The sequence below is a fragment of the Lachnoclostridium sp. An181 genome (assembly GCF_002160325.1).
GTDB lineage: Bacteria > Bacillota > Clostridia > Lachnospirales > Lachnospiraceae > An181.
On the sequence record NZ_NFKJ01000002.1, the window covers coordinates 1 to 17,319 of the forward strand.

The 17,319-nt window shown below is 42.6% G+C and carries 22 protein-coding genes; 21 read left to right on the forward strand and 1 reads right to left on the reverse strand.

The features are described 5' to 3' along the window. The first annotated feature begins 114 nt into the window (after nucleotides 1-114). The 21 genes from B5F18_RS01180 to B5F18_RS01280 all read left to right on the forward strand — a co-directional run bounded on the left by B5F18_RS01180 (nucleotide 115) and on the right by B5F18_RS01280 (nucleotide 16,591). Nucleotides 115-417, forward strand: coding sequence for a VOC family protein (locus B5F18_RS01180; protein WP_087155840.1), 303 nt, complete (start codon nucleotides 115-117; stop codon nucleotides 415-417). Then, nucleotides 404-1,039: a GyrI-like domain-containing protein gene (locus B5F18_RS01185; protein ID WP_087155841.1), complete on the forward strand. Its 636-nt coding sequence runs from the start codon at nucleotides 404-406 to the stop codon at nucleotides 1,037-1,039. Before B5F18_RS01180 ends, B5F18_RS01185 begins: the two co-directional genes overlap by 14 nt. A gap of 259 nt (nucleotides 1,040-1,298) precedes the next feature. After that, nucleotides 1,299-3,170 (forward strand): TIGR03960 family B12-binding radical SAM protein, encoded by a 1,872-nt coding sequence (locus tag B5F18_RS01190; RefSeq protein WP_087155842.1) that lies wholly within the window; start codon nucleotides 1,299-1,301, stop codon nucleotides 3,168-3,170. Continuing rightward, nucleotides 3,148-3,846, forward strand: coding sequence for a TIGR03936 family radical SAM-associated protein (locus tag B5F18_RS01195; RefSeq protein WP_087155843.1), 699 nt, complete (start codon nucleotides 3,148-3,150; stop codon nucleotides 3,844-3,846). Before B5F18_RS01190 ends, B5F18_RS01195 begins: the two co-directional genes overlap by 23 nt. A 4-nt stretch (nucleotides 3,847-3,850) precedes the next feature. Continuing rightward, nucleotides 3,851-5,053, forward strand: coding sequence for a ribonuclease E/G (locus B5F18_RS01200; protein ID WP_242955772.1), 1,203 nt, complete (start codon nucleotides 3,851-3,853; stop codon nucleotides 5,051-5,053). Next, nucleotides 5,035-5,517, forward strand: a complete 483-nt coding sequence (gene ybaK / locus B5F18_RS01205) for a Cys-tRNA(Pro) deacylase (RefSeq protein ID WP_087155845.1) — start codon at nucleotides 5,035-5,037, stop codon at nucleotides 5,515-5,517. The genes B5F18_RS01200 and ybaK overlap by 19 nt, the downstream gene beginning before the upstream one ends. Before the next feature lie 13 nt (nucleotides 5,518-5,530). Further along, nucleotides 5,531-6,115 carry an HAD family hydrolase gene (locus B5F18_RS01210; RefSeq protein WP_087155846.1) on the forward strand — a complete coding sequence of 195 codons (585 nt, stop codon included), beginning with the start codon at nucleotides 5,531-5,533 and terminating at the stop codon, nucleotides 6,113-6,115. A 17-nt stretch (nucleotides 6,116-6,132) separates the two neighbouring features. Continuing rightward, on the forward strand, nucleotides 6,133-7,452 hold the full coding sequence (locus tag B5F18_RS01215) for an aspartate kinase (RefSeq protein ID WP_087155847.1): 1,320 nt from the start codon (nucleotides 6,133-6,135) through the stop codon (nucleotides 7,450-7,452). Between the two features lie 17 nt (nucleotides 7,453-7,469). Then, nucleotides 7,470-7,898: a CBS domain-containing protein gene (locus tag B5F18_RS01220; RefSeq protein ID WP_087155848.1), complete on the forward strand. Its 429-nt coding sequence runs from the start codon at nucleotides 7,470-7,472 to the stop codon at nucleotides 7,896-7,898. A 3-nt stretch (nucleotides 7,899-7,901) separates the two neighbouring features. Continuing rightward, nucleotides 7,902-8,453 (forward strand): GNAT family N-acetyltransferase, encoded by a 552-nt coding sequence (locus B5F18_RS01225; protein WP_087155849.1) that lies wholly within the window; start codon nucleotides 7,902-7,904, stop codon nucleotides 8,451-8,453. Next, the gene (locus B5F18_RS01230; RefSeq protein WP_087155850.1) at nucleotides 8,446-9,231 is read left to right on the forward strand and encodes an amidohydrolase family protein; all 786 of its coding nucleotides are present in this window, start codon (nucleotides 8,446-8,448) and stop codon (nucleotides 9,229-9,231) included. The genes B5F18_RS01225 and B5F18_RS01230 overlap by 8 nt, the downstream gene beginning before the upstream one ends. A gap of 140 nt (nucleotides 9,232-9,371) precedes the next feature. Then, nucleotides 9,372-9,680, forward strand: a complete 309-nt coding sequence (gene rplU / locus B5F18_RS01235; RefSeq protein WP_087155851.1) for a 50S ribosomal protein L21 — start codon at nucleotides 9,372-9,374, stop codon at nucleotides 9,678-9,680. A 15-nt stretch (nucleotides 9,681-9,695) separates the two neighbouring features. Beyond that, on the forward strand, nucleotides 9,696-10,028 hold the full coding sequence (locus B5F18_RS01240; RefSeq protein WP_087155852.1) for a ribosomal-processing cysteine protease Prp: 333 nt from the start codon (nucleotides 9,696-9,698) through the stop codon (nucleotides 10,026-10,028). Between the two features lie 4 nt (nucleotides 10,029-10,032). After that, nucleotides 10,033-10,314 carry a 50S ribosomal protein L27 gene (gene rpmA / locus B5F18_RS01245; protein WP_087155853.1) on the forward strand — a complete coding sequence of 94 codons (282 nt, stop codon included), beginning with the start codon at nucleotides 10,033-10,035 and terminating at the stop codon, nucleotides 10,312-10,314. 82 nt (nucleotides 10,315-10,396) lie between these two features. Then, nucleotides 10,397-11,680 (forward strand): GTPase ObgE, encoded by a 1,284-nt coding sequence (gene obgE / locus B5F18_RS01250; RefSeq protein ID WP_087155854.1) that lies wholly within the window; start codon nucleotides 10,397-10,399, stop codon nucleotides 11,678-11,680. 17 nt (nucleotides 11,681-11,697) lie between these two features. Then, nucleotides 11,698-11,988: a ribosome assembly RNA-binding protein YhbY gene (gene yhbY / locus B5F18_RS01255; protein WP_087156073.1), complete on the forward strand. Its 291-nt coding sequence runs from the start codon at nucleotides 11,698-11,700 to the stop codon at nucleotides 11,986-11,988. A gap of 19 nt (nucleotides 11,989-12,007) precedes the next feature. Then, complete coding sequence (nadD, locus tag B5F18_RS01260; RefSeq protein WP_087155855.1) at nucleotides 12,008-12,631, forward strand: nicotinate-nucleotide adenylyltransferase; 624 nt, start codon at nucleotides 12,008-12,010, stop codon at nucleotides 12,629-12,631. Beyond that, nucleotides 12,624-13,232, forward strand: coding sequence for a bis(5'-nucleosyl)-tetraphosphatase (symmetrical) YqeK (gene yqeK / locus B5F18_RS01265; RefSeq protein ID WP_087155856.1), 609 nt, complete (start codon nucleotides 12,624-12,626; stop codon nucleotides 13,230-13,232). Before nadD ends, yqeK begins: the two co-directional genes overlap by 8 nt. Further along, the gene (gene rsfS, locus B5F18_RS01270; RefSeq protein ID WP_087155857.1) at nucleotides 13,220-13,579 is read left to right on the forward strand and encodes a ribosome silencing factor; all 360 of its coding nucleotides are present in this window, start codon (nucleotides 13,220-13,222) and stop codon (nucleotides 13,577-13,579) included. Before yqeK ends, rsfS begins: the two co-directional genes overlap by 13 nt. Before the next feature lie 20 nt (nucleotides 13,580-13,599). Beyond that, nucleotides 13,600-15,801, forward strand: a complete 2,202-nt coding sequence (locus B5F18_RS01275) for a DNA topoisomerase III (protein WP_087155858.1) — start codon at nucleotides 13,600-13,602, stop codon at nucleotides 15,799-15,801. A 145-nt stretch (nucleotides 15,802-15,946) separates the two neighbouring features. Further along, a complete protein-coding gene (locus tag B5F18_RS01280) occupies nucleotides 15,947-16,591 on the forward strand; it encodes a DUF2238 domain-containing protein (RefSeq protein ID WP_087155859.1) in 645 nt (214 codons plus the stop codon). Nucleotides 16,592-16,647: 56 nt separating this feature from the next. Here B5F18_RS01280 and lexA read toward each other — a convergent pair whose 3' ends face one another. After that, nucleotides 16,648-17,265, reverse strand: a complete 618-nt coding sequence (gene lexA, locus B5F18_RS01285; RefSeq protein ID WP_087155860.1) for a transcriptional repressor LexA — start codon at nucleotides 17,263-17,265, stop codon at nucleotides 16,648-16,650. Nucleotides 17,266-17,319 lie beyond the last annotated feature (54 nt).

Consider the following 17,319-nt stretch of genomic DNA (forward strand, 5'->3'; position numbering starts at 1 on the left):
GGAAGAAGCCTCTTCTGAAAGGATGTTTAGAATTATCCTTCTGTCTAATCAAAAAAGAATAAGTCTGTAAGCTGTTTTATGCTTACAAACTTATTATACGAGGAGGAATAGCCGATGAAATTTAAAAACCCGTTGCTGGTAGTGACAGATATGGAAGTGTCCAAAGCTTTTTACCGGGAGGTGCTGGGGCTTCGTGTGATTATGGATTTTGGTGCGAATGTAACGCTGACAGGCGGCGTCTGTCTGCAGACAAAAGAAAGCTGGCTTCGCTTTATTCAGGCGGGAAAAAATGACGTTTCTTTTTGCGGGAGAGATGCGGAACTGTATTTTGAAGAGGATTCTTTTGATGATTTTGTCGGGAAACTAAATGAACTGGAGAAACCAAAGAGAGGAAGGAAAAAGGATGGCAGCGTTTGATTATAAAAAAGAGTATAAGGAATTTTATCTTCCGCCCAGGAAACCGCAGATTGTGGAAATTCCGGAGATGAACTTCCTGGCAGTGAGGGGCATGGGCGATCCGAATGAAGAGGAAGGAAACTATAAGGCAGCGATCGGACTGCTGTACAGTATCGCCTACACTATCAAAATGAGTAAGATGGGCAGGCACAAAATAGAAGGATACTTTGATTATGTGGTTCCGCCTCTGGAAGGATTCTGGTGGGAGGATGGCGTGCAAGGTGTTGATTACGCACATAAGGAGAAGTTCCAGTGGATTTCTCTCATCCGTTTGCCGGAGTTCGTCACCAGGGAGGTGTTTGATTGGGCAATTCAAGAAGCAAGTGTGAAAAAGCAGACAGATTTTTCAAAAGTGGAATTTTTTACTTATCATGAAGGGTTATGCATCCAGTGTATGCACATCGGTCCCTATGACAATGAGCCCAAGACTGTCCGGGAGATGGAGCGGTATGCCAAGGAACAAGGCTATGAGCTGGAATTTTCCGATCAAAGATATCACCATGAGATTTATCTAAGTGATGTGCGCAAGTGTAAGCCGGAAAACTTAAAAACAGTTATCCGGCAGCCAATTAAAAAAGGGTAAAAATATTTAGCTCATACAAAATATATGTTTTGTATGGGCTTTTTGCGTCTGATATGATATTTCTATTTTTAAAACCTTTTTACCGCTGACATCCCATCAATGATTTTACATCCTTCGATAACCTCAAGAGTAACTCTAGTTTTCGCTTGAAGTTCTTTCATATAAGGTATATAATATGTCGGATTATATCTATATCTATTTAATTACAAATATAACATCTTTACTTTTGTATATATTATGCAGAAATGAAAGGAGATACATGAGAAAACTAGCTTTAGATGATGAAATATTACTAAAAATCGAGAAACCAGCCCGGTACATCGGGAATGAGGTAAACTCGGTGATGAAAGACAAGGAAACGGTGGATATCCGTTTCGCTATGTGCTTCCCTGATGTCTATGAAATCGGAATGTCCCATCTTGGCATTCAGATTCTCTATGATATGTTCAACAAAAGAGAGGATGTCTGGTGTGAGAGGGTGTATTCCCCTTGGATCGACCTGGACAAAATTATGAGAGAGCAAAACATTCCTCTTTTTGCACTGGAGTCTCAGGATCCGATAAAAGAGTTTGATTTTCTTGGAATCACAATCCAATACGAAATGTGCTACACCAACATTCTCCAGGTGCTGGATTTGAGTCAGATTCCACTGTATGCAAAGGACCGCACAAAAGCCCACCCGATCGTGATCGGAGGGGGACCTTGTACGTACAATCCGGAACCTTTGGCCGATTTTTTTGATATCTTTTATATTGGAGAAGGGGAGACAGTCTACAACGAGCTTTTGGACCTTTACAAGGAATACAAGCATTCCGATTGGAGCAGAAGAGAATTTCTCGAACGTGCGGCAAGGATTGAAGGATTGTATATTCCCATGCTTTACGATGTCACATATAAAGAAGACGGAACCATTGATTCGTTTAAGCCAAACCATCCAAACGCAAAAGAAAAAATTCAAAAGCAGATGGTTTTGGATATCACAGATGCCTCTTACCCGTTAAAGCCGGTGGTGCCGTTCATCAAAGTGACACAGGACAGAGTTGTTCTTGAGATCATGAGGGGCTGCATCCGCGGCTGCCGTTTCTGTCAGGCAGGAATGCTCTATCGCCCGACAAGGGAAAAAAATCTTAAGACACTCAAACAGTACGCATACCAGATGCTGAAAAATACAGGTCATGAAGAGATTTCCTTAAGCTCTTTAAGCTCCAGCGATTATACAAACTTAAAAGAATTAGTTACATTTTTAATTGAAGAGTTCAAAGAAAAGGGAATCAACATTTCCCTTCCGTCTCTGCGTATCGATGCATTTTCCCTGGATGTGATGAGCAAGGTCCAGGATGTACGAAAGAGCAGTTTGACTTTTGCGCCTGAGGCCGGCTCCCAGAGAATGCGCGATGTCATCAACAAAGGCCTTACAGAGGAGATGATCCTAAACGGTGCGGGACAGGCTTTTGAAGGAGGATGGAATAAAGTCAAGCTGTACTTTATGCTGGGACTTCCAGGAGAGACCGAAGAGGATATGCGGGACATTGCAAGACTTGCAGACAAGGTGGCAAGGCGCTACTATGAGATACCAAAGGATCAGAGGAATGGAAAATGTCAAGTAACTGCCAGCACATCCTTTTTCATTCCAAAACCATTTACTCCATTTCAATGGGCAACGATGTGTGACCAGGAAGAATACATTGCAAAAGCCCATATTGTAAATGAAGAGATGCGCGCGCAGCTTAATCAGAAAAGTCTTCGATACAACTGGCATGAAGCGGATGTGACCGTGCTGGAAGGTGTGTTTGCAAGAGGTGACCGCCGTGTATCAAATGTCCTTTTGGAAGCATACCGTCTCGGATGCCTTTATGATTCCTGGAGTGAGACATTCCAAAATGATCTGTGGATGCAGGCTTTTGAAAATACGGGAACGGACATTGCCTTCTACAACAAAAGAGAACGCGATCTGGATGAGATATTGCCGTGGGATTTCATTGATATTGGTGTGACAAAAGAATTTTTGAAAAGAGAATGGATGCGCGCACTTTCAGGAGAAGTGACTCCGAACTGCCGGATGCAGTGTTCCGGATGCGGCGTAGCAAAATACAAAGGAGGTGTCTGCATTGAAAGTAAGGGTGAAATTTAAAAAATATGGCGTAATGAAATTCATCGGGCACCTGGATGTGATGCGGTATTTTCAGAAGGCGCTCAGAAGAGCGGATATCCCGGTGGCGTTTACAAAAGGATTCAGCCCTCACATGGTCATGTCCTTTGCAAATCCCCTTGGCGTTGGTCTTACCAGTGACGGAGAATATTTTGACCTTGAGATCACACGCCCTCTTTCTACAAAAGAGGCAGTGAAACGTCTGAATGAAGTGATGGTCGAGGGCATGGAAGTCTTGGATTTTGTGGAGATTTCCGGCGATAAAAAAAGTACCGGTATGTCCATTGTGGCTGCTGCGGATTATCTTGTGACTGACAAAGACGGAAAAATGGATGATGCATTTTTTGACGGGCTTTCCCGGTTTACAGAACAGGAAAAAATAAATGTCATGAAAAAGACAAAACGAAGTGAAAAGGAGATGGACATCCGTCCTCTTATTTATGAGATGAAACGTCAAGGAAATGCTATGTATATGAGAGTGTCTGCAGGAAGCGTTTCCAACTTAAAGCCAGAGCTTGTCATGGAAACGTACACGTCATTTCTCGGCCTTTCCTCTAAGGAGTTTCGGTTTGTGCTCCACAGACTTGACAATTACGCAAGGGCAGAAGACGGGGCGCTTGTGCCGCTGAATGCACTTGGGAAAGTGATAGAAGGGTAACATGATGAAAAAACTTATAATCATCCGGCTGAACGGTTTTATTTTTTCTCTCCTCGTGGAAAATGGCGTGATTGAAGATCTTCACTGCCAGAAGGAGGAGACAGAAAATCTTCTTGGAAATATCTATATTGGAAAGGTCAAAAAAATTGTTCCGAATATCCAGGCTGCTTTTATAGAAATTAATAAGGGATTAGAATGTTATTACTCCATCAATGAAAAAAAACAACCGTTTTTTACAAATAAAATCGGGAAAAAACCACTCTGCGTAGGAGATGAATTACTCGTACAGGTATCAAAAGATGCAGTCAAAACCAAAGTCCCATCCGTCACCTCGGATATTAATTTGACCGGAAAATATTTGGTCCTTACAACGTCTGACCAGAAACTTGGTATTTCCGGAAAAATACCAAAAGAGGAAAAGAGTCAGTTTAGGGAATGGCTTGGAGAGGAGATAACAAATGCTCCTTTTGGATGCATTGTTCGCACCAATGCCATGAGCGCTACAAAAGAGGAAATATTTTTGGAGTTTACTGCCCTGAAATCGGAGTATGAATCTCTTGTAAAAAAAGCGGCTACCAGAATCTGTTTTTCTTGTCTGAAAAAAGCCCTGCCGCCCTATCTCCAAGACATCCAGAATATGCGGCAGGACGGCCTTTTGGAAATTGTAATCGAGGACGAAACTCTTTTTCGGGAAACTGCCGTCTATTTGGAAGGTTATCCGTTGGGAGGAAGACCTCTTCTCACAAAATATGAGGACAAACTTCTCCCGCTTCACAAGCTTTACAATGTGGAGGCTGAGCTTGCACGCATTTTGAAAGAAAAAGTATGGTTAAACTCCGGTGCTTATCTTGTCATCCAGCCAACAGAAGCATTGACTGTCATTGATGTCAACACCGGGAAATGCATACTGAAAAAGCAGGATGAAGAAAATTTCCTAAAGATCAATACGGAGGCTGCAAGGGAAATCGCAAGACAGATCCGCCTGCGAAACCTTTCGGGTATCATTGTAGTGGATTTCATCAACATGAAAAAAGAAGAGCAATGGCAGGAGCTGGAAAAGGTGTTGAAAAGAGAATTGAAAAAAGATTCCGTTTTGACTGAATTTATTGATTTCACAGGTGTAGGGCTTGCTGAGATCACAAGAAAGAAGACCAGGAAACCGATACATGAAATCATGGAGGGAGCTTTATGGGAAAAAAAGAAGTAAAGACAAACGCCATGCGCATTTTGGAGCGGATGCACATACCATATGAATATTCTACCTACGAATGCGAAGAATTCACAGACGGCATCCATGTGGCCGACCTTTTGGGCCTGCCTCACGAAAGGGTTTACAAAACACTGGTGACAGTGGGAAAATCCAATAATCACTATGTGTTCGTCATCCCCATTGAAACAGAAATCGACTTTAAAAAAGCTGCAAAGGCTGCCGGCGAAAAATCTGTGGAAATGCTGCATTTAAAAGACCTTACAAAGGTGACCGGCTATGTACGCGGAGGATGCACTTCGATAGGAATGAAAAAACAGTTTCCAACATTCATTCAGTGCCAGGCCGAAATGCTTGACTATCTATATGTCAGCGCCGGGAAACCGGGCATGCAGCTGAAACTAAGCCCTTTGGATCTAAAAGCAGCCGCAAATGCAACATTTGCAGATGTCATTCACGAATAAGGAGGTCTATGCCATGAAAAATACGGTAATTTTTGATTTGGGAAATGTCCTTGTCGCCTATGACTGGAAAAAGTATCTGGATCAATTTCCATATTCCGGGGAAACAAAAAAAATCATCGCGGACGCCATGTTTTTGAACAGGACTTGGGAAGATGGAGACCTTGGTGTCTACGACGAAGAGTCATGGCTCCTGGCTTTCATAAAAAACGCTCCTTCCCATGAAAAGGAGATCCGCGAAGTATATGCAAATCTGGAAGGCACGATCCACCGTTTCGATTACACAGATAAGTTGATACAAAAATTTCGTGAAAAAGGCTTTCGTATCTACTTTTTATCGAACTATTCCGAGTACCTCTATCGGAAATCAAAAGAGGAGCTTTCTTTCATTGAAACCTTTGACGGCGGAGTTTTTTCCTATTCTGAAAAATGTATGAAACCGGAAGTTGGCATTTACAAAATATTGTTGGAACGCTATAATATAGAACCAAGCAATGCCATCTTCTATGACGACAGAGAAGAAAATGTAAAGGCAGCCGTGGAACTGGGTATGGAGGGGGTTGTGTTTACTCCAAATATTGTAGAAGAAATCTTAAGATAAATATCAGGAGGAATAAGATGTTAAAAGTTGTGAAATTTGGCGGGAGCTCACTTGCCAGCGCAGAGCAGTTCAAAAAAGTAGGAAAAATCATTCGTGAAGAGGAGTCCAGAAGATACGTGATTCCGTCTGCACCTGGAAAACGTTTTTCCACGGACATCAAAGTCACAGATATGCTTTATCAGTGCTATGAGACAGCTGTTCAAGGAAAAAACTTTGACAAACAGCTGGATGATATCAAAAAACGATACATGGAGATCATCGAAGGGCTTGGCCTTTCTCTTTCTCTTGATCAGGAATTTGACACTATCCACAAACTGTTTGCAGACAAAGCAGGAGCAGATTATGCGGCTTCAAGGGGAGAATACTTAAACGGCATCATCATGGCGAATTACCTTGGATTTGTCTTTATTGATGCTGCCAAAGTTATCTTCTTTAAAGAGGATGGAACTCTTGACTCGGATAAAACTAATGAATGCTTAAAAGAAAGACTTGCCAAGGAGGAGAAAGCAGTCATCCCTGGTTTCTATGGATGCGGTGCAGACGGAAAAGTAAAAACGTTCTCAAGAGGCGGGTCCGACATTACAGGTTCCCTCGTTGCAAGAGCTGTGAGCGCGGACTTGTATGAAAACTGGACAGATGTATCCGGATTTTTGATCACAGATCCTCGTATTGTAGAAAATCCAAAACCGATCGACGTCATTACATATCGTGAACTTCGCGAGCTTTCCTACATGGGAGCCACTGTCCTTCACGAGGACGCCATTTTCCCGGTAAGAAAAGAAGGTATTCCGATCAACATCCGCAACACCAATGCTCCGCAGGATAAAGGAACCCTGATCGTGGAGAGCACATGCAGAAAGGCAAAATATACGATTACTGGAATCGCAGGACACTGTGGATTTGCATCTGTATATCTGGAAAAAGCGATGATGAACAATGAAATCGGTTTTGGCAGAAAAGTACTGGAAGTATTTGAACACAATGGTATTTCTTTTGAACACATCCCGTCCGGTATCGACACTATGACTGTTTTTGTGGAACAAAAGCAACTGGAAGAAAAAGAGCAGAGAGTGCTTGCAGAACTCCACCGCGCAGTGAGCCCGGATGTGATAGAGCTTGAGACAGATTTGGCTTTGATCGCGGTTGTGGGAAGAGGCATGAAGTCGACAAGAGGAACTGCTGGAAGAATCTTTTCCGCACTTGCGCACGCAAACATCAACATCAAGATGATCGACCAGGGCTCCAGTGAGCTCAATATCATCATTGGTGTGAGAACAGATGACTTCAAACCTGCGATCAAGGCAATCTATGATATTTTTGTGATGACAGAATTATAGAAAAAAAGAGGGACGATATGAACATTTTATTTTTTCTGAAACCAAAAAACGACGTAGCTTTTATCTATGATGACTACTCTGTCAGACAGGCTCTCGAGACAATGGAATACCATCGTTATTCCTCCATCCCGATCATCAGCCGCGCCGGAGGATATGTCGGAAGTATCACAGAGGGTGATCTTTTGTGGGGAATCAAAAACCGCCGCAATTTAAATCTAAAAGAGTCTGAGGATATCCCGGTTCTGACTTTTAGCAGAAAAGCAGATTATAAGCCTGTTCGGGCGGACGCTGACATGGAAGATTTGATCGTTCGCGCCATGGAACAGAACTTTGTCCCTGTCATCGATGACAGGGGAAATTTCATCGGAATCATCACCAGAAGGGACATCATAAGCTACTGCTATGAGAAGGCAAAAGGATGCTTTGCGGAATGTGGAAAGGAGTAGCCTATGTTTTGGAGAGAAAAAGTAAAGACCTATACAACATTGGAACTAAGGCCATGGGAGGAGGCGGATGCCCCTTCCCTGGCCTTTCATGCAAATAATATGAATATTGCCGCAAATCTGCGAAACATTTTTCCGCACCCATATACCGAAGGGGATGCCCACATGTACATTGCCCTTTGTATGGGCAGCAATGAAGAGGAAAACATGTTCCGTGCAATCGTAGTGGATTCAGAGGTGGTTGGAAGTATTTCGCTTGAACGGAAAAGTGATATCAACTGCATGGAGGCAGAGATAGGATATTTTCTGTCTGAAGATTACTGGGATCTAGGTATCATGAGTGAGGCTGTTCCGAAAATCTGTAAGGAGGCATTTGATAAATGGAACATCCACCGCATCGTTGCAAATGTGTTTGAAAACAACATTCCTTCCCGGTGTGTACTGGAAAGAAATGGGTTTGAACTGGAAGGAACATTGCGGGAAAATATCTACAAAAACGGAAGTTATCAAAATACATGTGTATATGGACTTTTAAGGGAGGAATTTCACAATGATTGATTTTCATACACACATTTTTCCAGAAAAAATTGCGGCGTCCGCCATTGCCTCTCTGGAAAAAACATGTAAAACCAAGGCGGATACAAACGGGATGATTGATGGACTGGCCCGCTCACAAAAGGAGGCCAGGATTGATGTAAGCGTCATCCTTCCGGTTGTGACAGCTCCAAAACAATTTGATTCCATCAACCGCTTTGCGGCCCGGTTTCTTCAAGGGGAACAGATCTCCTTTGGCGGAATCCATCCGGACTGCACGGATATTGATGAGAAATTAAAATTTATCAAAAGCTGCGGTTTCGCGGGGATCAAACTCCATCCGGACTACCAGGGAGTGGATTTCAACGATATCCGCTACAAACGCATCATTGCCTGTGCTTCCTCCCTTGACCTCATTGTAGTGACACATGCAGGTGTGGATCCGCTCTGCCCGGATCATGTGCACTGTACACCGGCCATGGCTTTGGATATTATTGAGGATGTCCGTCCTACAAAATTGGTGCTCGCGCATCTTGGAGGCAACGACATGGCGGATGAGGTGGAGAAAATCCTGATCGGAGCTCCTGTGTATCTGGATACCGCCGTTATCTTAAGAAAGATTGATCAGAAACAGTTTCTGCGCATAATAAGAAACCATGGAACAGACAAGGTGCTCTTTGCAACAGATTCTCCGTGGAGCAGCCAGAAACTGGATGCAGAATATTTCCGCTCTTTGCCGCTTACCGAACAGGAAAAGAGCGCCATTGGGCATGAAAACGCTGCCAAACTATTACACCTTTAAGCATTTCTTTTACAAATTTTTAATAAATTGCTTGACAGTCCTATGACAGAATGTTATTCTTTTATAGATGCCGCACAACGGGGTTATAAGTTCCTTTGAGGACACCGAAGTTGGCGAGTAATGATAATAGGAGGTGCCATATGTACGCAATTATAGCAACAGGTGGTAAACAGTACAAAGTAGCGGAAGGCGATATCATCAAAGTAGAAAAACTTGGGGTAGAGGCTGGAGAGACTTATACATTTGACCAGGTTCTTGCAGTAAGCGGAGATGATTTCAAAGTTGGAAACCCTACTGTAGAGGGCGCTACTGTAACAGCATCTGTAATCGGTGATAAAAAAGGTAAAAAAGTCATCGTTTACAAGTATAAAAGAAAAACTGGATACCATAAGAAAAATGGTCACAGACAGCAGTATACAGCTGTTAAGATTGAAAAAATCAACGCATAATCCAGGTAAGGAATTATGGTAAAGGTATCCGTTTACAAAAATGAAAATAATGAATACGTTGGATTTACAGCGTGCGGACACGCCGGATACGCCGAAAGCGGAGAGGATGTCGTGTGTGCAGCCATCTCAATTCTGACGATCAACACGATCAATGCGATCGAGGAGTTTACCGATGTAAAATCTTCTCTTACCTCAAATGATGAGGAAGGAAGGATTGATTACAGGATTACAGGAACTCCTACAAAGGAGAGTGAACTTCTCTTCAAGGCAATGGTACTTGGTCTTCAGAATTTGGAAGAGGAAGAATCCTATTCAGCGTATATTGACTTAATATTCGAGGAGGTGTAAAACCATGATGAAATTAAACCTTCAATTTTTCGCTCATAAAAAGGGAGTTGGTTCTACAAAGAACGGTCGTGATTCCGAATCCAAAAGATTGGGTGCGAAAAGAGCTGACGGACAGTTTGTAAAAGCTGGAAACATTCTTTACAGACAGCGTGGAACAAAGATTCATCCAGGCTTAAACGTAGGACGTGGCGGAGATGACACATTGTTTGCATTAGTTGACGGTGTTGTCAGATTCGAGAGAAAGGGTAGAGATAAAAAACAGGTTTCTATCTATCCAGCAGAATAATAGTGATGTAAATGCAGGCTTCAAATCTTCTTGGTTTGGAGCTTGTTTTGTAATTATAAGAAAGTAATGAGGTATCATATTTATGTTTGCAGACAGAGCAAAAATATTCATCCGTTCCGGTAAGGGCGGAGACGGGCATGTCAGTTTCAGGCGGGAGCTCTATGTGCCAAACGGCGGTCCGGACGGCGGAGACGGCGGACGCGGCGGAGATATCATTTTCGAAGTGGACAAAGGTTTAAACACCCTCTATGACTTCCGTCATAAACGTAAATTTGCTGCAAAGGACGGAGAACAGGGCGGAAAGAAACGCTGTCACGGAAAAGATGCCCAGGATTTGATCTTGAAAGTTCCGGAGGGAACGATCATCAAAGAAGCAGAATCCGGAAAAGTCATCGCTGATATGTCCGGTGACAATAAACGGCAGATCATATTAAAAGGTGGTAAGGGCGGACTTGGAAACATGCATTTTGCCACCTCCACGATGCAGGTTCCAAAATACGCACAGCCTGGACAGCCTGCAAAAGAACTCTGGGTAACTTTAGAGTTGAAAGTGATCGCAGATGTAGGACTTTTGGGATTTCCAAATGTAGGAAAATCCACCTTTCTTTCCCGCGTGACTAATGCACAGCCTAAAATCGCAAACTACCACTTTACAACTATCAATCCAAATCTTGGGGTTGTGGATCTTGGTGGCGGAGAGGGGTTTGTGCTCGCGGATATTCCAGGGCTCATCGAAGGAGCCTCCGAGGGCATTGGCCTTGGCCATGAGTTTCTGCGCCATGTGGAAAGAACGAAGATGATGATCCACGTAGTGGATGCCGCAGGTTCCGAGGGAAGAGATCCTATTGAGGATATCTATAAAATCAACTCTGAATTAAAGGCTTACAATGAAGATCTGGCAAAACGTCCACAGGTCATTGCAGCAAACAAAATTGATCTGATCTATGCAGGGGATGAAGACCCGGTAGAAAAGATCAGAAAAGAATTTGAGCCGCAGGGATACAAAGTATTTGCCATTTCCGGGGTGTCCGGGGAAGGGGTAAAAGAACTTTTGTACTACGTCAACGAAAAACTCAAGACTCTGGACGATGCGCCAATCATTTTTGAACAGGAATACTTCCCGGAAGATGAAATCATCACTGAAAATCTTCCGTACACGGTTGAAGTGGAAGACGGCGTCTATGTGGTGGAAGGACCGAAGATTGAAAAAATGCTCGGCTATACAAACTTGGATTCGGAAAAAGGTTTCCAGTTCTTCCAGCGTTTCTTAAAAGATACTGGAATTTTACAGCAATTGGAAGAAAAAGGCATCCAGGAGGGCGATACTGTGCGTATGTATGGCCTGCAGTTTGACTATTATAAATAAAGGAGTTTAAGATGAAGATTACATCCAAACAGAGAGCTTATTTAAAAGGACTTGCCATGACGATGGATCCGATTTTCCAGATTGGAAAATCGGCAGTCACCCCGGAGATTGTATCTGCCATCGGGGAGGCGCTTGAAGCGCGTGAATTGATCAAAATCAATGTGCTGCAAAACTGTCCGGACAATCCAAAAGAGATGGCACAGACGCTTGCAGAGCGCACACACTCTTTGGTTGTACAAGTTATTGGCAAAAAAATTGTATTGTACAAAGAAGGAAAAGATGAGAAAAAGAAAATCGTATTACCATAAAAATAGCAGGCGGTGAATCATGAAGATAGGTATTATGGGAGGAACCTTTAATCCCATTCACAATGGACATCTGATACTTGCGGACTGTGCTTACCGGGAATTTAAACTGGATAAAATCTGGTTTCTTCCAAACGGCAACCCTCCGCATAAGGAAAACGATGAGATGGAAACGAATATCAAACAGAGAGTAGATATGGTAAAAGCAGCGCTCACTGGAGATGAACGGTATGAGCTTTGTTTATACGAAGCAGATGAAAACCACATCTATTATTCTTATGCAACTATGGAAAATTTTCGCAAAAAGTTTCCGCAGCATCAGTTTTATTTCATTATTGGAGCGGATTCCCTTTTTGATATGGAAGATTGGAAATATCCGGAACGACTGCTCCCAATCTGTACAATCCTTGCCGCCTGCAGGGATGATATAGATACCAAAAGTATGAGACAGCAAATGGATTATCTGAATCAGAAATATCACGGCGATATCCGTCTTTTGAAGGCTCCGGTTGTCCCGGCTGCTTCCAGTGAAATACGTCGTGAATTAAAATCCGGAGAAAATGCAGCAGATATGGTTCCCGCAGCTGTGATGAACTACATTCAAACACATCACTTATATGAGAAGAGGATAAATACACATGGATAAAGAATATCTGGAACACGTGAAAAAGCAATTGGAGAAAAAACTGAACAGCCACCGATACGTTCACACTCTTGGAGTTATGTATACGGCCGCTTCCCTTGCCATGCGTTATGATTGTGATGTGGAAGCTGCCATGAAGGCAGGACTTCTCCATGACTGTGCAAAATGTATTCCAAACAAAGAAAAAATCTCTCTTTGCGAAAAACAAGGGATTTCCATCAGTGATGTAGAACTGGCCAATCCAGGCCTTCTGCACGCAAAGTTGGGGGCTTATCTTGCAGAGAGTGAGTATGGCATCCAGGACAAAGAAATCCTGCATGCCATCGAAGTGCACACTACCGGTTGCCCTGAAATGACATTGCTGGATAAAATCATTTACATTGCAGATTTTATGGAACCATACCGGGACGAAGCGCCAAATCTTTCGGATGTGCGCGCACTTGCTTTTGTGGATCTGGACGCATGCCTCTTCCGTATTTTAAAAGATACGATGAAATATCTGCAGAGCAAAAAAGCTCCTGTTGATTCTATGACAGAAACAACGTATGATTATTACAAACAATATATGAAAACCAGGAAAGGAGAGCAGCTATGCAAGGATTAGAAAAATCAAAAGAAATGGCAAAGATCGCATGCCGCGCGCTGGAAGATAAAAAAGGAGAAGATATCCGAATCATTGATATTTCCGGCGTGTCTGTAGTTGCAGACTATTTTGTCATTGCAAACGGCTCCAACGCAAATCAGGTCAAAGCATTGGTCGACAATGTGGAAGAAGAACTTTTAAAAGCCGGCTATGAGGTAAAACAAACAGAAGGATACGGCGTTGCAAACTGGGTTCTTTTGGATTATACGGATATCATTGTCCATGTATTTGACAAAGAAAACCGTCTGTTCTATGATCTGGAGCGAATCTGGAGTGACGGAAAAACAATCGATCTCAAAGATTTATAGACAGATACAGGAGAATGACAATGAAATCATTGGTAATAGCAGAAAAACCTTCTGTGGGCAGAGATATTGCCCGTGTACTTGGATGTAAAAAAAGCAACAGACAGGTACTGGAAGGAGGGAAATATGTAGTGACCTGGGCTCTTGGACATCTGGTCACACTTGCGGATCCGGAAGAATACAGCAAACAATACAAGGAATGGAACTTAGAGCAGCTTCCTATGATGCCAAAAGATATGAAACTGGTTGTCATCAAACAAACGGCAAAACAATATCAAGTTGTGAAAAGCCAGCTCTTTAGAAATGATATCGGAGAAATCATCATTGCTACGGATGCCGGAAGAGAAGGGGAGCTTGTCGCCAGGTGGATTTTAGAAAAAGCGGGATGCAAAAAGAAAGTAAAACGTCTTTGGATTTCCTCTGTCACAGACAAGGCGATCAGGGATGGATTTGCCAACTTAAAAGATGGATCCGATTATCTTCCTCTCTATGCAGCGGCGTGGGCAAGAGCGGAAGCTGACTGGCTCGTGGGCATCAATGCTACAAGAGCCTTGACCTGCAAGTACAATGCCCAGCTATCCTGCGGGCGTGTACAGACACCTACACTTGCCATGATCGCAAAAAGAGAAGAAGAAATCCGCGCTTTTAAACCAGAAGAATATTATGGGATTTCCCTCCTTGCAGGAGGAGTGCGTTTTACATGGAAGGATAAAAAAAGCGGGAGTCTTCGTTCTTTCCAAAAGGAGCGGATGGACTCCATTCTTTCGTCCTGCAAAAGGGGAAAACTAACGGTTGTCAAAGTGGACCGGAAACTTAAAAAGCAGCCTGCGCCAGGACTTTATGATTTGACGGAACTCCAAAGAGACGCCAATAAAAAATTTGGTTTGTCCGCAAAAGAGACGCTCAACATCATGCAGAGACTTTATGAAAATCATAAAGTGCTCACCTACCCAAGAACCGATTCCCGCTATATCGGTACAGACATCATGCCCACGGTTTCGGAGAGGCTGAAAGCTTGTGCAGTAGGACCTTATCGTAAGATGGCGGGCTCTTTGTCCATGCGTCCACTGAAAGGGAACAAATCCTTTGTGGATGATAAAAAGGTCAGCGACCACCATGCAATCATCCCTACAGAGCAGTTTGTACAGCTGGATCACATGACAAACGATGAAAGAAAAATTTATGACCTCGTGATCCGGAGATTTTGTGCTGTTTTTTATCCTGCCTTTGAATATGAACAGACTACTGTTGAGGCCGAATTAAACGGCGAATGCTTTACTGCAAAGGGAAAGATCGTTAAATCCTCCGGATGGAAAGATGCCTATGAAACTTATACGGATGACGATTCCGAAGAAGAAAACGGGGAAACTCCACTGAAAGACCAATCTCTCCCTCCACTGAAAGAACATACATCTCTCGAAGTAGTGAAGATGGAGATGACAAAAGGCAAGACAAAACCCCCGGCTCACTTTAACGAAGCCACCCTTCTTTCTGCTATGGAAAATCCGGTAAAATACATGGAAAGCAGGGATGCAAAGGCTATCAAAACACTTGGAGAGACAGGCGGACTTGGCACAGTGGCCACAAGAGCTGATATCATTGATAAACTTTTCCATACATTTTTAATGGAAAAGAAAGGAAATGATATACTGATCACATCCAAGGCAAAACAGCTTTTAGAGCTTGTGCCGGAAGACCTAAAAAAACCGGAACTGACGGCGGACTGGGAAATGAAACTTTCCAAAATCGCTCAGGGAAAAATGAAAAAAGAGGGATTCTTGCGGGATATCCGAAATTATACGGAGGAAATCGTTTCTGAGATCAAAACCGGAGATGGAACATTCCGCCATGACAATCTCACTAACACAAAATGTCCAGTCTGCGGGAAACGAATGCTGGCAGTGAATGGAAAAAATTCCAAATTGCTCGTCTGTCAGGATCGTGCATGTGGACACAGAGAGACAATTTCCAGAACAACAAATGCAAGATGCCCGAAATGTCACCGGAAACTGGAATTGTATGTAAAAGGAAAAGAGGATACATTCATTTGCAATACTTGTGGTTACAAAGAAAAATTGTCCGCATTCCAGGAACGACGAAAAAAAGAAGGTGCTGGAGTAAACAAACGGGAAGTCCAACGTTACTTAAATCAGCAAAAAAAAGAGGCTGAGAAACCGATCAATTCCGCTTTCGCAGATGCATTTGCAAAATTGAATTTAAAATAATCAAAAGGGGAAATGCCAGGGAAAACGAGGTATTTCCCTTTACAATTTTAAGAAAATTTCATCTTCTGATACGCCAAAAAATAAGAATTTGGAGATATCCTTTAAATATATCTTATAAAATTATCTGATAGGGGGAGAGACAATCATGAAGGAAAAAAGATTAAAAATAGCTCTTTTTATTTGTGCTGCTGTGTACATATTGACGTTGCTGTACAGTTTCTATGTCAATATCACAGGAAATGGAGGGCGCAATTTAAAAATGATCCTTGTAGCCTGCATCACTCCGCTCATTGTCCCTTGCATTTTCAGCATTTTCAAGTGGAAAGCTGTATATGAAATCTATATTATTTCCACTGTGTTTACCTATTTTGCCAGTGTATGGGGGAGTACTTTAAACGGATATAACTTGCCAGGATTTGACAAAATCTTACATTTTACGAGTGGATGGCTCATCACCACAGCTGCTGTTATCTGCTATATGAGTATCAAAAAGAGCAATGGTTTTCCAAAACAGAATGATTTCACTATTTTTCTTATTTTTATCAATGCAGTCAATATTGCGATCGCCGAATTCTGGGAATTTTTTGAATATGCTATGCTGATCTTTTTTCATGACGACTGTATCAATCACTATACACAGGGGGTACATGATACCATTACAGATGTGATGTGTGCTACTTTGGCCGGAGCGCTTTTGACAGGATTGATCATCCGCTACTACAAACGCGGAAACTCCAATTTCTTTGTAGATGTGTACCAAAAGTTTTATAAAAGAAATATAGAAGATTGACCAAAAGGACCTTGACATTTACCGGCCAAGGTCCTTTTGATGTGCGCCAAATCATTTTAATGGAAAAATCGGAACACACCGATCACTTTACCTAAAATTTCCACCTGTTCCACGATAATCGGATCCATAAAATCGTTTTCCGGCTGGAGACGGAATACGCCTTCTTCTCTATAAAAGGTTTTTACTGTAGCTCCATCACCGACCAATGCAACTACCATATCTCCATTTTCAGCTGTGTTTTGTTTTTCGACCAAAACATAATCCCCGTCGAAAATACCGGCATTCACCATACTTTCTCCTTTGACAGTCAAAAGAAATGCATCATTATTTGGCATGAACTCTACCGGAATAGGAAAATAATTCTCGATATTTTCCTGAGCAAGCAACGGTTCTCCTGCAGCAACACGTCCGATCATCGGAACATTTGCCATCTCTCTTCTCGTAAGGTTAAAAGAATCATCAATGATCTCAATGGCTCTCGGCTTTGTCGGGTCTCTGCGGATGTACCCGTTTTTCTCCAATGTTTCCAGATGTGAGTGCACAGAAGAAGTAGATTTCAAATTTACTGCTTCACAAATCTCGCGCACCGCAGGCGGATATCCCCTTGTCAGTATCTGTTCTTTAATATATTCTAGAATTTCCATCTGCTTTTTGCTGATTTTCCCTTGTGTCATAACTATATACCTCCGATAGTTCTGCTTAGATTTTATCTGTCAAAAGGCGGAAAA

Excerpts from the sequence above, each read along its gene's own strand:
- B5F18_RS01180 (WP_087155840.1), top strand. The coding sequence starts at position 115 with ATGAAATTTAAAAACCCGTTGCTGGTAGTGACAGATATGGAAGTGTCC.
- B5F18_RS01185 (WP_087155841.1), top strand. The coding sequence starts at position 404 with ATGGCAGCGTTTGATTATAAAAAAGAGTATAAGGAATTTTATCTTCCG.
- B5F18_RS01190 (WP_087155842.1), top strand. The coding sequence starts at position 1,299 with ATGAGAAAACTAGCTTTAGATGATGAAATATTACTAAAAATCGAGAAA.
- B5F18_RS01200 (WP_242955772.1), top strand. The coding sequence starts at position 3,851 with ATGAAAAAACTTATAATCATCCGGCTGAACGGTTTTATTTTTTCTCTC.
- ybaK (WP_087155845.1), top strand. The coding sequence starts at position 5,035 with ATGGGAAAAAAAGAAGTAAAGACAAACGCCATGCGCATTTTGGAGCGG.
- B5F18_RS01210 (WP_087155846.1), top strand. The coding sequence starts at position 5,531 with ATGAAAAATACGGTAATTTTTGATTTGGGAAATGTCCTTGTCGCCTAT.
- B5F18_RS01215 (WP_087155847.1), top strand. The coding sequence starts at position 6,133 with ATGTTAAAAGTTGTGAAATTTGGCGGGAGCTCACTTGCCAGCGCAGAG.
- B5F18_RS01220 (WP_087155848.1), top strand. The coding sequence starts at position 7,470 with ATGAACATTTTATTTTTTCTGAAACCAAAAAACGACGTAGCTTTTATC.
- B5F18_RS01225 (WP_087155849.1), top strand. The coding sequence starts at position 7,902 with ATGTTTTGGAGAGAAAAAGTAAAGACCTATACAACATTGGAACTAAGG.
- B5F18_RS01230 (WP_087155850.1), top strand. The coding sequence starts at position 8,446 with ATGATTGATTTTCATACACACATTTTTCCAGAAAAAATTGCGGCGTCC.
- rplU (WP_087155851.1), top strand. The coding sequence starts at position 9,372 with ATGTACGCAATTATAGCAACAGGTGGTAAACAGTACAAAGTAGCGGAA.
- B5F18_RS01240 (WP_087155852.1), top strand. The coding sequence starts at position 9,696 with ATGGTAAAGGTATCCGTTTACAAAAATGAAAATAATGAATACGTTGGA.
- rpmA (WP_087155853.1), top strand. The coding sequence starts at position 10,033 with ATGATGAAATTAAACCTTCAATTTTTCGCTCATAAAAAGGGAGTTGGT.
- obgE (WP_087155854.1), top strand. The coding sequence starts at position 10,397 with ATGTTTGCAGACAGAGCAAAAATATTCATCCGTTCCGGTAAGGGCGGA.
- nadD (WP_087155855.1), top strand. The coding sequence starts at position 12,008 with ATGAAGATAGGTATTATGGGAGGAACCTTTAATCCCATTCACAATGGA.
- yqeK (WP_087155856.1), top strand. The coding sequence starts at position 12,624 with ATGGATAAAGAATATCTGGAACACGTGAAAAAGCAATTGGAGAAAAAA.
- rsfS (WP_087155857.1), top strand. The coding sequence starts at position 13,220 with ATGCAAGGATTAGAAAAATCAAAAGAAATGGCAAAGATCGCATGCCGC.
- B5F18_RS01275 (WP_087155858.1), top strand. The coding sequence starts at position 13,600 with ATGAAATCATTGGTAATAGCAGAAAAACCTTCTGTGGGCAGAGATATT.
- B5F18_RS01280 (WP_087155859.1), top strand. The coding sequence starts at position 15,947 with ATGAAGGAAAAAAGATTAAAAATAGCTCTTTTTATTTGTGCTGCTGTG.
- lexA (WP_087155860.1), bottom strand. The coding sequence starts at position 17,265 with ATGACACAAGGGAAAATCAGCAAAAAGCAGATGGAAATTCTAGAATAT.